General features: G+C 72.0%; 12 protein-coding genes and 1 tRNA gene. 7 read left to right on the top strand and 6 right to left on the bottom strand.

The genetic code is table 11. From position 1 onward, the window contains the following. The first annotated feature begins 32 nt into the window (after positions 1-32). From ACFYQQ_RS18490 to ACFYQQ_RS18465, 6 genes are all read left to right on the top strand, one after another. Positions 33-461 carry a copper chaperone PCu(A)C gene (locus tag ACFYQQ_RS18490; protein ID WP_355791068.1) on the top strand — a complete coding sequence of 143 codons (429 nt, stop codon included), beginning with the start codon at positions 33-35 and terminating at the stop codon, positions 459-461. 14 nt (positions 462-475) lie between these two features. Further along, positions 476-2,647 carry a copper resistance CopC/CopD family protein gene (locus ACFYQQ_RS18485; protein ID WP_388904844.1) on the top strand — a complete coding sequence of 724 codons (2,172 nt, stop codon included), beginning with the start codon at positions 476-478 and terminating at the stop codon, positions 2,645-2,647. A gap of 6 nt (positions 2,648-2,653) precedes the next feature. Next, the gene (efeB, locus tag ACFYQQ_RS18480; protein WP_388904843.1) at positions 2,654-3,988 is read left to right on the top strand and encodes an iron uptake transporter deferrochelatase/peroxidase subunit; all 1,335 of its coding nucleotides are present in this window, start codon (positions 2,654-2,656) and stop codon (positions 3,986-3,988) included. 114 nt (positions 3,989-4,102) lie between these two features. Further along, complete coding sequence (gene pheA, locus ACFYQQ_RS18475; protein ID WP_355788761.1) at positions 4,103-5,035, top strand: prephenate dehydratase; 933 nt, start codon at positions 4,103-4,105, stop codon at positions 5,033-5,035. 625 nt (positions 5,036-5,660) lie between these two features. Then, the gene (gene serS, locus ACFYQQ_RS18470) at positions 5,661-6,938 is read left to right on the top strand and encodes a serine--tRNA ligase (protein ID WP_355788758.1); all 1,278 of its coding nucleotides are present in this window, start codon (positions 5,661-5,663) and stop codon (positions 6,936-6,938) included. Further along, on the top strand, positions 6,935-7,750 hold the full coding sequence (locus tag ACFYQQ_RS18465; protein ID WP_355788755.1) for an HAD family hydrolase: 816 nt from the start codon (positions 6,935-6,937) through the stop codon (positions 7,748-7,750). Before serS ends, ACFYQQ_RS18465 begins: the two co-directional genes overlap by 4 nt. 77 nt (positions 7,751-7,827) lie before the next feature. Here ACFYQQ_RS18465 and ACFYQQ_RS18460 read toward each other — a convergent pair. The 6 genes from ACFYQQ_RS18460 to ACFYQQ_RS18435 form a co-directional block, all read right to left on the bottom strand. After that, a tRNA-Ser gene (locus ACFYQQ_RS18460) sits at positions 7,828-7,913 on the bottom strand. 310 nt (positions 7,914-8,223) lie between these two features. Next, positions 8,224-8,460 carry a hypothetical protein gene (locus ACFYQQ_RS18455; protein ID WP_356163651.1) on the bottom strand — a complete coding sequence of 79 codons (237 nt, stop codon included), beginning with the start codon at positions 8,458-8,460 and terminating at the stop codon, positions 8,224-8,226. Between the two features lie 107 nt (positions 8,461-8,567). Further along, entirely contained in the window at positions 8,568-9,287 is a 720-nt protein-coding gene (locus ACFYQQ_RS18450) for an ABC transporter permease (protein WP_356163652.1), read from the bottom strand. Between the two features lie 9 nt (positions 9,288-9,296). Beyond that, a complete protein-coding gene (locus ACFYQQ_RS18445) occupies positions 9,297-10,208 on the bottom strand; it encodes an ABC transporter ATP-binding protein (protein ID WP_355781329.1) in 912 nt (303 codons plus the stop codon). After that, positions 10,205-11,110 (bottom strand): ABC transporter permease, encoded by a 906-nt coding sequence (locus ACFYQQ_RS18440; RefSeq protein ID WP_355781327.1) that lies wholly within the window; start codon positions 11,108-11,110, stop codon positions 10,205-10,207. Before ACFYQQ_RS18440 ends, ACFYQQ_RS18445 begins: the two co-directional genes overlap by 4 nt. Then, positions 11,100-12,086, bottom strand: a complete 987-nt coding sequence (locus tag ACFYQQ_RS18435) for an ABC transporter ATP-binding protein (protein ID WP_355781358.1) — start codon at positions 12,084-12,086, stop codon at positions 11,100-11,102. The genes ACFYQQ_RS18440 and ACFYQQ_RS18435 overlap by 11 nt, the downstream gene beginning before the upstream one ends. Before the next feature lie 265 nt (positions 12,087-12,351). On the opposite strand from ACFYQQ_RS18435, the gene ACFYQQ_RS18430 reads away from it, so the two are divergent. After that, positions 12,352-13,206: a M24 family metallopeptidase gene (locus ACFYQQ_RS18430; protein ID WP_355781324.1), complete on the top strand. Its 855-nt coding sequence runs from the start codon at positions 12,352-12,354 to the stop codon at positions 13,204-13,206. Positions 13,207-13,217 lie beyond the last annotated feature (11 nt).

The raw sequence follows: 13,217 nt of genomic DNA, 5'->3' as shown, positions 1-13,217 counted from the left end.
CCGCCCGCCCCGTCGCCGCGGCCGTCGCGGCGATGACGGCGGCGCTGGCGCTCGCGGGCTGCGGCGGGTCCGACGACGCGTCCCCGGCCGGACCCGAACTGAAGGTGACCGGCGCCTACATGCCCGCTCCGTCCATGGCGGACATGGCGGCCGGCTTCTTCACCGTCACCAACTCCGGCGGCGCCGACACCCTGACCTCGGTCACCAGCGACCTCTCGGACGACGTCACGCTGCACGCCACCGAGGGCGGCGCGATGGAGGAGCGGAAGTCCTTCACGGTGCCCGCCCACGGTGAGCTCGACTTCGCCAGCGGAGGCAACCACGTGATGTTCGAGAAGCTCGCCCGCAAGCCCGCCGAGGGCGAGAAGGTGGCGGTCGAACTGCACTTCGCCAAGTCCGGCACGGTGAAGGTGTCCATGCCGGTGAAGCCCGCGACGTACACCCCGAAGACCGGGCACTGAGGGAGGGATCCACCGTGACACAGGCCATCGCTCCCCGTCCCGTCCGCGGCTCGGCCGTGCGGCCGTGGACGCTGCTGTTGCTGCTCCTGGCGGTCGCCGGCGCCCTGCTGGCGGGCGCCGGGCCGGTGTCCGCGCACGCCGCGCTGACCGGCAGCGACCCGAGGCAGGGAGCGGTGGTCGACCGGGCGCCCACGCAGATCACGCTCAGCTTCTCCGAGAAGGTCGCGCTGTCCGGCGACTCGGTGCGCGTCCTCGACCCCGAGGGCAAGCGCGTCGACACGGGCGACCCCGCCGACCTGGGCGGCGCCATGTACGCCGTGAGACTGCACGCGGGCCTGCCCGACGGCACGTTCACCGTCACCTACCAGGTGGTGTCGGCGGACAGCCACCCCGTCGCGGGCGCCTTCACCTTCTCCATCGGCGCGCCGTCGCAGACCTCCGTCTCCGTCTCCGACCGGACGGCGGGCGGCGGAGTCGTCGGCGGCCTCTACGGGTTCGCGCGCTACCTCTCGTACGCGGGCTTCGTCCTGCTGGTCGGCGGGGCGGCCTTCGTGCTGGCCTGCTGGCAGCGGGGCGCGGGCGTGCGGCCGGTGCAGCGGCTCGTGGTCGGCGGGTGGCTCACGCTCACCGGGGCCACCCTCGCGCTCCTGCTGCTGCGCGGCGCGTACACCGGCTCGGGCAAGTTCGCCGACGTGTTCGACCTGGGCCTGCTCGGCCAGGTGCTCCAGACCAAGACGGGCGCGGCGCTGGTCTCCCGGCTGCTGCTCCTCGCGGCCGGCGCGCTCTTCATCGCGGTCCTCTTCGGGGCGTACGTGAAGCAGGACGAGGCGGATTCCCCCGAGCCCGGGGACGAGGCGGACGCCGACGCCGAGGGGCCGGCGGACACCGACGCGGACGCGGAGGCCGACGCCGCCGCGCAGCGGCGTGACCTCACCTTCGGGCTCGGGATCGGCGGCGGTGTCGTCGCGGCGGGCCTGGCCGCGTCCTGGGCCATGTCGGAGCACGCGTCGACAGGCGTCCAGCCGGGCATCGCGATGCCCGTCGACGTCCTGCACCTGCTCGCCGTCGCCGTCTGGCTGGGCGGCCTGGCGACGCTGCTCGTCGCTCTCCACCGGGCGCCCTCCGACGCCCCGATCGAGGCGGGCGCCGTCCGCCGCTTCTCCCGCGTCGCCTTCGGCAGCGTCGTCGTACTGGCCGCGACCGGGATCTACCAGTCGTGGCGCCAGGTCGGCTCCTGGCGGGCGCTCACCGACACCGGGTACGGGCAGCTGCTGCTCGTCAAGATCGGCCTGGTCGCCGTCCTGGTCGGCATCGCGTGGATCTCCCGGCGCTGGACCGCGCGGCTGCCCGAGGCCGCCTCGGCACCCACCGGCGCCTCGGTGCGCGTCCCGGCGGCGAGCCGTCCGTCGGACCGCCCGACGGAGAAGGAGCCCGCGCGGGTGCCCGCCGGCTCCGGCTCGGAGACGGAAGCCGAGTCCGGAGCCGGGGCCGAAGCCGGGGTCGTGTCCGGGTCCGGACCCGAGACCGGGGCCGGGGCCGACTCGCGGTCCGGGGCCGGGGTCGAGTCCGAGACCGGGGCGGGGGCCGAGGCCGACTCGGGGGCCGGGGCCGCGGACTCCGTGCGGGCGGCTCAGCTCGCCCGGCAGCGTGCCGCGGTGGCCACCGCGCGCGAGAAGCGTGCCCGGGACGCCGACCCGCACCGCTCGGGACTGCGCCGCTCGGTACTGGCCGAGGCCGCCGTCGCCGTGGCGCTGCTCGCCGTCACCACCGTGCTGACGTCCACCGAACCCGGCCGCACGGAGGAGCAGGCCAGGGCGGCCACCGCGGCCGCCGTGCAGCGGACCGGGCCGCTGACCGTCACGGTCCCGTTCGACACCGGCGGCCAGGACGGCCGGGGCAGCGTGCGGCTGACCCTCGACCCGGCCCGCGTGGGTGGCAACGACCTGCACCTGTTCGTGGAGCGCCTGAACGGCAAGGTGTTCGACGTGCCCGAGGTCAAGCTCGCCTTCACCCTCGGCGCGAAGGACATCGGCCCGCTGCCGGTGGTCCCCGACCGCATCGCCACCGGACACTGGACGGCGACCGGGGTGCAGATCCCCATGGCGGGAGACTGGGAGATCGCGGTGACCGTACGGACCTCCGACATCGACCAGACGACCGTCAAGAAGAACGCGAAGATCGGCTGAACCACCATGCCTGACCAGTCCACTCCGGAGGCCCCCGCCACGGAGGCCACTCCCGGGGAGACGCCTGCCGTGAACGGCACCCCCGGGAGGCCGGAGAACTCCCCGCACGGCTCCCGCCCGGGCGCCTTCTCGCGGCGGCGGCTGCTCGGCACGGCCGGCGCCACCGGCCTCGCGCTGGGTGCCGCGGGCGGCGCCGCCGGGTACGCGGCGGCCTCCGGGAGCGAGCGGTCCACGCCGCTGACCTCGCTCGGCGCGGACACGGTGATGTTTCACGGGAAACATCAGCCCGGCATCACCACGCCCCTCCAGGCACGCGGTCACCTCGTCGCCTTCGACCTGGCCGCCGGCGCGGGCCGCAAGGAGGCCGCCGCTCTGCTGCGCCGCTGGTCGCGCACGGCCCGGCGGCTGATGGCCGGGGAGGCCGCAGCCCACGACGACACCGACGTCGCCCGTGACTCGGGTCCCGCCTCCCTGACGGTCACCTTCGGCTTCGGGCACGGCTTCTTCGCCCGGACGGGCCTGGAGAAGCAGCGCCCGGTCGCTCTCGACCCCCTGCCGGACTTCTCCTCCGACCGGCTCGACAAGGCACGCAGCAACGGCGACCTGTGGGTGCAGATCGGCGCGAACGACTCCCTGGTGGCCTTCCACGCCCTGCGGACGCTCCAGAAGGACGCGGCCGGCGCGGCACGGGTCCGCTGGCAGATGAACGGCTTCAACCGCACCCCGGGCGCCACCGCCCAGCAGGGGCTCACCGCGCGCAACCTGATGGGCCAGGTCGACGGCACCCGCAACCCGAAGCCGTCCGAGCCCGACTTCGACCGGCGGATCTTCGTGCCCGCCTCGGGCGACCCGGCGTGGATGGCGAACGGCTCCTACGCCGTCGTCCGCCGGATCCGGATGCTGCTCGACGACTGGGAGCGGCTGTCGGGCAAGGCGCAGGAGGACGTCATCGGGCGCCGCAAGTCGGACGGGGCGCCGCTGACCGGCGGCACCGAGACGACCGAGCCGGAGCTGGAGCGCACCGGCGCGGACGGCAAGCTCGTCATCCCCCTGAACGCGCACGCCCGCATCACCCGGCCCGACCAGAACGGGGGCGCGGCGATGCTGCGCCGGCCCTTCTCCTTCCACGACGGTTTCGACGCGGACGGGGTGCCCGACGCGGGCCTGCTCTTCATCTGCTGGCAGGCCGACCCGCTGCGCGGCTTCGTCCCCGTGCAGCGCAAGCTCGACCGGGGCGACGCGCTGTCGGCGTTCATCCGGCACGAGTCGAGCGGACTGTTCGCCGTGCCCGGCGGGGCCGCCGAGGGGGAGTACGTGGGGCAGCGGCTGCTGGAGGGCTGAGGGTCCGCGGTACGGGTGCCGCGTCCGGCGCCGGGCGGGCTACGGCGGTGTCCTCGGGCTCTCCCCGCGGCCGTGGGCCGGGCCGGGCCGGGCCAGGCCCATTAGGGTGAGGTCATGCCAGCCAGCTACGCGTATCTCGGCCCCGAGGGCACCTTCACCGAAGTGGCACTGCGCACGCTTCCGGAGGCGGCCACCCGGGAGCTCGTCCCGATGGTCTCGGTCCCGGCGGCGCTGGACGCCGTGCGCAACGGCGAGGCGGAGGCCGCGTTCGTGCCCATCGAGAACTCGGTGGAGGGCGGCATCACCACGACCCTGGACGAGCTGGTCGCGGGCACCCCGCTGATGATCTACCGCGAGGTGCTCCTCTCGATCACCTTCGCGCTGCTGGTCAGGCCGGGTACGACCCTGTCCGCGATCAAGACGGTGACGGCGCACCCCGCCGCGCAGCCGCAGGTGCGCAACTGGATGAAGGCCAACCTGCCGGACGTGCTCTGGGAGTCCGCCGCCTCGAACGCCGACGGTGCGCGCCTCGTCCAGGAGGGGCGGTACGACGCGGCGTTCGCGGGCGAGTTCGCGGCGGCCACGTACGGCCTGGAGGCGCTGGAGACCGGGATCCACGACGCGGAGAACGCGCAGACGCGGTTCGTCCTGGTGGGCAGGCCCGCCCGCCCCGCCGCGCCGACCGGCGCGGACAAGACGTCGGTGGTCATCTGGCAGCGCGACGACCACCCCGGTGCCCTGCTGGAGCTGCTCCAGGAGTTCTCGGTGCGCGGCGTCAACCTGATGCTCCTGCAGTCCCGGCCCACCGGTGAGGGCATCGGCAACTACTGCTTCGCCATCGACGCCGAGGGCCATGTCTCGGACAGCCGGGTCGGCGAGGCGCTCATGGGGCTCAAGCGGGTCTGCCCGCAGATCCGGTTCCTCGGCTCGTACCCGCGTGCGGAAGTCGACCCCGTGGACGTGCGCGCGCCCCGCCCCGGCACGTCCGACAGCGAGTTCACCGCCGCGTCCGACTGGCTGGCGCGCTGCCAGGACGGCCGTTTCTAGGCCCGGCCGTCCGCATCGGAGGCCGCTCCGCGCTGGTCCTACCAGCAGATTTGCTCCGTCCACAAAAGTTATCCACAGGTTCCCTTCTCGACCTGGGGACAAGTCGACAACGAAGCGTGACGCAGTCGACAAATCGCCCTACAGGCCCCAAGAGCATCCACAGCCCCGCAGGTCACCCTTCGTCCACCCGTTTCCATCGATCAATCCCTTAGGGCGAACCATTTCCACTCGAAAGTGGGTGTGGAGACGGTTTGACTTGGGAATTCTCCGCCCGGCATGCGGCTTTCGGAACGATCACTCCCGAAGTCCACAGATCTTTCGCACAGCCTGTGGATAACTTTTCGCGATCGGAAATCCTGTGGACAACCCAGCCCTCAAGCCCCTGTCAGCGCAAAGGAATCCGGTCAACCGCCCGGCGGCCCCGTGCCCCCTTTCAGGGAGTACGACCACTTTTATTGACGGCCATCGAAGATCAATTCCGATCGCCCCGAAGGTCATTAGGGGTCACTCCGGAGATCATTTCCCGGTCTCGCGCATTCGCCGAACGAATCGCCCAAACCGCCCATAACCGGCGTGCCGGAATATCGAGTCGTGACCCTTGAGCGCACACCGGTAGCCTTGAGGGGTGATTGACCTTCGCCTGCTCCGTGAGGACCCCGACCGTGTGCGTGCGTCGCAGCGCGCCCGTGGAGAGGACGTCGCACTCGTCGATGCCCTCCTCTCCGCCGACGAGCGGCGCAGGTCCTCCGGCCTCCGCTTCGACGAGCTGCGTTCCGAGCAGAAGGCGCTCGGCAAGCTGATCCCCAAGGCCTCGGGTGACGAGAAGGCCGAGCTGCTGAAGAAGGCCGGCCAGCTGGCCGCCGACGTCAAGAGCGCCGACGCCGAGCAGCACGAGGCGGACGAGGAGACGAAGGCCCTGCTGCTCCGGCTGGGCAACCTCGTCCACCCGGACGTGCCCGTCGGCGGCGAGGAGGACTTCGTCGTCCTGGAGACGCACGGCACCATCCGCGACTTCGGCGCCGAGGGCTTCGAGCCCAAGGACCACCTGGAGCTCGGCGAGGCGCTCGGCGCCATCGACGTCGAGCGGGGCGCCAAGGTGTCCGGCTCGCGCTTCTACTACCTGACGGGTGTCGGCGCGCTGCTGGAGCTCGCCCTCGTCAACGCGGCGATCGCCCAGGCCACCGAGGCCGGTTTCGTCCCGATGCTGACCCCGGCGCTGGTCCGCCCCCGCGCCATGGAGGGCACCGGCTTCCTCGGCCAGGCCGCGGAGAACGTGTACCACCTGGAGAAGGACGACTACTACCTGGTCGGCACCTCCGAGGTCCCGCTCGCCGCGTACCACATGGACGAGATCCTCGACGTCGACAAGCTGCCCCTGCGGTACGCCGGCTTCTCGCCGTGCTTCCGCCGCGAGGCCGGCACCTACGGCAAGGACACCCGCGGCATCTTCCGCGTGCACCAGTTCGACAAGGTCGAGATGTTCTCCTACGTCCACCCCGAGGACGCGGAGAGCGAGCACCGGCGGCTCCTGGAGTGGGAGAAGCAGTGGCTCACCGGCCTCGAACTGCCCTTCCAGGTGATCGACGTCGCCTCCGGGGACCTCGGCTCCTCGGCCTCGCGCAAGTTCGACTGCGAGGCGTGGATCCCGACCCAGGGCAAGTACCGCGAGCTGACCTCGGCGTCGAACTGCGACGGTTTCCAGGCCCGCCGCCTGTCCGTGCGCATGCGCGACGGCAAGAAGGTCCAGCCGCTGGCCACGCTGAACGGCACCCTGTGCGCCGTACCGCGCACGATCGTGGCGATCCTGGAGAACCACCAGCTGGCCGACGGCTCCGTGCGGGTGCCCGAGGTGCTGCGCCCGTACCTGGGCGGCCGTGAGGTCCTGGAGCCGATCTCCAAGTGAGCGACGCCAGCGGGCCGTTCCCCTACAAGCTCGTCGCCACCGACCTCGACGGGACGCTGCTGCGGCCCGACGACACGGTCTCGGCGCGCACGCGCGAGGCGCTCGCCGCGATCACCGCGGCGGGCGCGGCGCACATCGTCGTCACCGGCCGGGCGGTGCCCTGGACGCGGCACATCCTCGACGAGCTGGGCTACGACGGGCTGGCGGTGTGCGGGCAGGGCGCGCAGGTCTACCACGCCGGGGAGCACCGGCTGCTGACCTCGGTGACGCTGGACCGGCAGCTGGCCGGACTGGCCCTCGCCAAGATCGAGGCCGAGGTCGGCCCGCTGCTTCTCGCGGCGAGCCGTGACGGTCTGGACGGCGAGGTGCTGGTCGGCCCCGGTTACCGGGTGCACGAGGGCCCGCTGCCGTACGTGCCGATCAAGGACGCCGACGACCTCTGGTCGGCACCGCTGAACAAGGTGTACGTCCAGCACCCGACGCTCTCCGACGACGAGCTGGCCGAGGTGGCCTCCCGGGTCGCCGGCGGTCTGGTCGGGGTGACCATGGCGGGCGCGGGCATCGTGGAGCTGCTCCCGCTCGGCCTGTCCAAGGCCACGGGGCTGTCGCTGGCGGCCCGCCGGCTGCGCATGAAGGCGGCGGACACGATCGCCTTCGGCGACATGCCGAACGACGTCCCCATGTTCGCCTGGGCGTCGTACGGGGTGGCCATGGCCAACGCGCACGCCGAGCTCAAGGCCGTGGCCGACGAGGTGACGTCCTCGAACGAGGAGGACGGGATCGCCGTGGTGCTGGAGCGGTTGCTCGGCTAGGCCCTGTCGCGTCCTCGGCCCGGTGGCCGAGGACCGTGTGCGGGTGTGCGGCGTGCGGGTGGTGCGGCGTGCGTGTGCGGAGGATGCGCGGATCGAACGCGCGCGGGGGACGACCCCGACCACGGCTTAGCAAGCCGGTGCCTTGCCTCTCGGCCAATCCTCCGGGTGGGCGGCCCGCGCGGAGATCACGCGCTCGAAGCGGCCGCCCCGGGCAGCTCACGTGCGGAGCGGACTCGACGGAGGTGACTACTCCGGAGACCGCCGCGGGCTGCCCTGCGGGGAACTCGACGTACTGCCCCTGAATGGCATGGTCGCGCTCCTCTCCCAGGACCCGGCGCCGGCCCGAACCGGCTGCGTGGACACCGACCACTGTGCCCCGGCGCCGACTTGGGCGCCACCGATTAACGGGCGGGGCGGACACCCGCGCGCGGGCACCGCGTCGCGGGCCGGTCGGCGGCGGCCGGACACGCGTCTCAGCGGCGGCGCCACCTGCGCCGGCGGCCCTTGCTGAAGAACCAGCCCGCGGGCGGCTCGTCGGACCGCCAGGGCTGGGGGTCGGGCGCCCCGTCACGCCAGCGGGCGGCGAGCATCCGCGCCCGCGCGGACGGCTCCTCCGTCGGTGCCGAGCGTATGAAGTCCTCGTCGAGCACGAGGTCGTCGAAGACGTCCCCGGCCTCCTCGCGACCGCCGCCGTGCGTTTCCTCCGCCATCCCCGTCCTCCTGGCCGAGCGTGCTCCCGCCCAGTGTGCCCGGGCCCGTGTGAAGCCGGTGTCAAAGCGGAAAGGGGGCCCCACGCGCGTGCGTGGAGCCCCCTTTCTCACTCTTCCCCGGCCAGTTTCAGCGTCCGCAGCTTCTGGCCCGCGTACCAGGTGGCGAGCACCGTGACCGCGACCAGCAGCACCGTCGCGGTCGGCAGTCCCACGTCGGAGGTGACGAGGTCCCCGCCGGTGACCTTGTGCGCCACGGCGAGCGACCACTGCTGGACGCTCAGGGTGCGCGCCCCGGCGACGAGCGTCCCGAACAGCGCCTCCCAGACGAGCGCGTAGACCAGCCCGAAGACCACCGCGTGCCGGGTCACCGTCCCGAGGAGCAGGAAGAGCGCGGCGTACGCGATGGAGGCGACGAGCGCGGCCACCGTGTAGGCGACGGCGATCTGCTGGCCGTTGCCGTTCAGGATCAGGCCCGCGACGAAGGTCGGGACCGCGGAGAACGCCATGGTGACGGCGACGGCGACGATCAGCTTGGTGAAGATGATCGTCGGCCGCTTGACCGGCTTCGCCAGCAGATAGACCACGGAACCGTCGTCGATCTCGGGACCGATCGCGCCCGTGCCGGCGATCACGCCGATGATCGGCACCATCGTGGCGAGGGCGAAGCCGCCGAGGACGTCGGCCGCCACCTGGTCGTCGGCGCCGGTCAGCGCCCGCACCACGGTGGCGATCACGATCAGCAGGACGGGCAGGGCGGCCAGGATGAGCGCCCGGCGGCGGCCGAGCAGGGCCCGGTACGTGAGCCGGGCGACTGTGGGGTCGTACATCTTGGCCTCCTACGCCGCGACGAGATACGAGAAGACGGATTCGAGGGACTCGTCGGACGGCGAGACCGTGAGCAGCCGGATGCCGTGCGCGCGGGCGACCTTGGGCAGCAGCACGGTGAACCGGGCGAAGTCGACGGCCTGGATGCGCAGCGCGCCCTCCGCGAGGTCCACCTCGATGCCGGACGTCGACGGGTCGGCGATCAGCGCGGCGGCCAGGGCCCGGTCGTCGCTGGAGCGCACCAGGTAGCGGTGCGGGCGGTCGGTCATCAGTCGGCGGATGCGGCGGAAGTCGCCGCTCGCGGCGTGCCGTCCGGCGACGATCACCTCGATGTGCGCGGCGAGCTGCTCGACCTCTTCGAGGATGTGGGACGAGAACAGCACCGTGCGGCCCTCGTCGCCCATGCGCCGCAGCAGGTCCATGAGCTGCATGCGCTGGCGCGGGTCCATGCCGTTGAAGGGCTCGTCGAGCAGCAGCAGGGACGGGTCGTGGACGAGCGCGGACGCCATCTTCACCCGCTGCCGCATGCCCTTGGAGTACGTGGAGATCTTCCGGTCCTGCGCGTACTCCATCTCGACCGTGGCGAGGGCCCGTTCGGCGGCCTTCTTGCCGAGGCCGTGCAACTCGGCGTTGGCGACGACGAATTCGCGGCCGGTGAGGAAGTCGTACATCGCCTCCCGCTCGGGGACGATGCCGATGTGCCGGTAGATGTCCTCGTTGCGCCAGACCGGCTGCCCGTCGAGGGTGACGCTTCCGGTGGAGGGGGCGAGGAAGCCGCCCATCATGTTGATGAGGGTGGACTTCCCGGCGCCGTTGGGGCCGAGGAGGCCGGTGACGCCGGGGCCGATCGTCATCGTGATGTCGTTGACCGCCACCACGTTGCCGAACCAGCGCGAGACGTGGTCGATGTTCAGCGTGGTCACAGTCCGACCTTTCGGTAGCGGCGCATCAGCAGGCCGTAGCAGCCGGCGATGAGGCCCAGGACGACGACGAGGAAGACGACGCCCTGCCCGGACGTGGGTCCCTCGCCGCCGGGGAAGGAGGAGCTCGCGCCGAGGAAGGCGGTCTGGACGCCGTCGATGAGGGTGACGGGCGAGAAGAGGCCGATCCAGGGCACGGCCGAGGTGCTGGACTGCGAGTCCGCGATGGCCTGGAGGGTGGAGACGGCGCCGTAGGAGATGGTCAGTACGGCGATCACGGCCGCGATGCCGAACCCGCGGCGGGGGGTGACGGCCGAGACGACCAGGCCGATGCCGGCGAACAGCAGGGAGAGCAGTGCCACGGATACCAGCCCCTGGGCGAATCCCGTCGTCTGGTCGGCGAAGTCGAGCTTGGCGAGCAACGCTCCGACGTAGAGCACCAGCAGCGGCGCGGCGGTGAGCACGAACATCGCCGAGGCGAGGGCCGCGTACTTGGCGCGTACGTAGTCGGCGGTCTCGATGGGCCGCGAGAAGTACAGCGGAACGGTCTTGAAGCGCAGGTCCCGCGAGACGGACTGCGGTGCCTGGGAGGCGACGTAGAGGCCGATGACGGCCTGCATCACTATGGCGTAGCGCGTGTAGTCGAGGGGCAGGTCCTTCGCCTTGGTGGCGACGGCGACCGCGACCATGATGAGCGCGGGCACGCACATCACCACGAAGAGCAGCATCGGCAGGACCTTGGACTTGACCGAGCGGCCGAGGCCGTAGGCGCCGCGCAGGGACTGCGAGTACAGCGAGCGGCGGGCGTAGGCGCGGCCGAGGCGCGGGCCGTCGTAGTTGCGGTAGCCGATGTTGTGGATCCGGGTCTGCTCGCCCTGCTGGGCGAGGGGCTGCTCAACCGCCATGGCCGACCGCCGCCTTCCGCGCGTCCTGTGCGCCGTCGCGCGCCTGCGTCTGCTCGTCGTGGAAGACCTCGGCGATGTGGTGCCTGCGCTGTTCCATGCGGACCAGCCCGAGGCCGAGGTCGGCGACGACGTCCCGCACCAGGTCGTACGTCTCCTCGCCCTCGGCGGTGAGCAGCAGCACGTGGCCGGCGCCGGGCAGTCCGCTGCCCTCGTGGGTGTCCACCCCGCGCGCGTGGAGCGCGTCCCGCAGGGTGCGGGTGCCGTCCGGGTGCTCGTCGGTGTCGGTGACCTCGACGGCGAGGGTGGTGGTGATCTGGGTGAAGTCGGTGGTCGAGCTGGACCGCAGGAGCTTGCCGCCGTCGACCACGACCACGTGGTCGCAGGTGCGCTCCAGCTCGCCCAGCAGATGCGAGGTGACCAGCACGGAGATGCCGAAGTCGGTGTGGATGCGGCGGATCAGGCCGAGCATCTCGTCGCGGCCGACCGGGTCGAGTCCGTTGGTCGGCTCGTCCAGGAAGACCAGCTGCGGGTCGTGGACGAGGGCCTGCGCGAGCTTCACACGCTGCTTCATGCCGGTCGAGTAGCCGCCGATGGGGCGGTAGCGCTCTTCGTAGAGGCCGACGTGGCGCAGCGTGTCCGCGGTGCGCTCACGGGCGGCGGTGGGCGGCAGGCCGGACATGCGCGCCATGTGCACGACGAACTCGGTGGCCGAGACGTCGGGCGGCAGGCAGTCGTGCTCGGGCATGTACCCGACCCGCTCGCGGATCTCGGCGCCCTTGCTGACGACATCGAGTCCGAGCACCTCGGCTCGGCCCTCGGTGGCGGGGGACAGACCCAGCAGGATCTTGATCAGTGTGGACTTGCCGGCTCCATTGGCTCCGACGAGTCCGGTCACACCGGGCCCGACGTCCACGGAGAGCCGGTCAAGCGCGGTCACCCGGGGGAACCGCTTGCTCAGGCTTTCGGTCACGATCACAGTCACGTGTCCGACGGTAGTGGCGCACACCACACTGGTCGTCAGACCACGGAGCTGGATCGGCGTCAGTCTCCAGTCGTACGGGCCACTAGGGGTCCCCCTGAGGTCGAACACGTCCACCGTCCGGGGGTGGGCGTTGTCCACAACCGGCCGCTCGTCCACAGGCCGGTGCCCGCCTATTGACGCAGCCTCCAACAATTGTCACATTCATCAGTGTCAAGTTACGGGCAGGTAGCGCACAGCCGGACACGGGACGGACGGTGGCATGAGCTCTGCAGTGGCCTCATCGGGGGCGGCCGAACTCACCGCGGAACTGCGGGGGTTCAGAGAGGTGCAGCGTCTGGCGTGCGCGTGCGCCGAGGCGGTCGCGGCGCAGCTGAAGCCCGGCGTGACGGAGCGCGAGGCGGCGCGCATGCAGCGCGAGTGGCTGCGCGAGCGCGGGGTGCGGGACTGGTTCCACCTCCCCTTCGCCTGGTTCGGCGACCGCACGGCCTTCGTGGACTTCAGGATCCCGCTCCAGTTCTTCCCCACCGGCCGCCGGCTGGAGGCGGGCATGCCGTTCATCCTCGACATGGCCCCGGTGTTCAAGGGCTACACGGCGGACATCGGCTACTCGGGCTCCCTCGGGCTGAACCCGGTGCAGGACAAGCTGCTCGCCGACCTGCGGGCGCACCGGGAGCTGATCCTGCGCGAGGTGCGCGAGCGGCGCCCGCTGCGCGAGATCTACGAGGACGTGGACCGGCTCATGGTCCGCCAGGGCTATGCCAACCGTCACCGCGCCTACCCCTTCGGCGTGATCGCGCACAAGGTGGACCGGGTGCGCCAGCGCCGCTGGTCACCGCATCTGTTCGGGTTCGGGACGCAGTCCCTGAAGGGGCTGGCGGGCGACGCGCTGCGCGGCCACCGCGACGGCTGGTCACCGCTGTGGTCGCCGTACCGCTTCTCCGACCACCCGCCGCGGCCCGGGCTGTGGGCGGTCGAGCCGCACCTCGGTTTCCGGGGCACGGGCGCGAAGTTCGAGGAGATCCTGGTCGTCACCGACTCCCGGGACCCCGAGGAGAGCGCGTTCTGGCTGGACGACGACCTGCCGCACGTGCGGCGCTGGGCGGAGGGCGTGTGATGAGCGCGCCG

This window comes from Streptomyces sp. NPDC005496 (assembly GCF_042872045.1).
Lineage (GTDB): Bacteria > Actinomycetota > Actinomycetes > Streptomycetales > Streptomycetaceae > Streptomyces.
The sequence above is the reverse complement of the archived record's forward strand: the minus strand, read 5'-3'. Positions and strand labels throughout refer to the sequence as shown.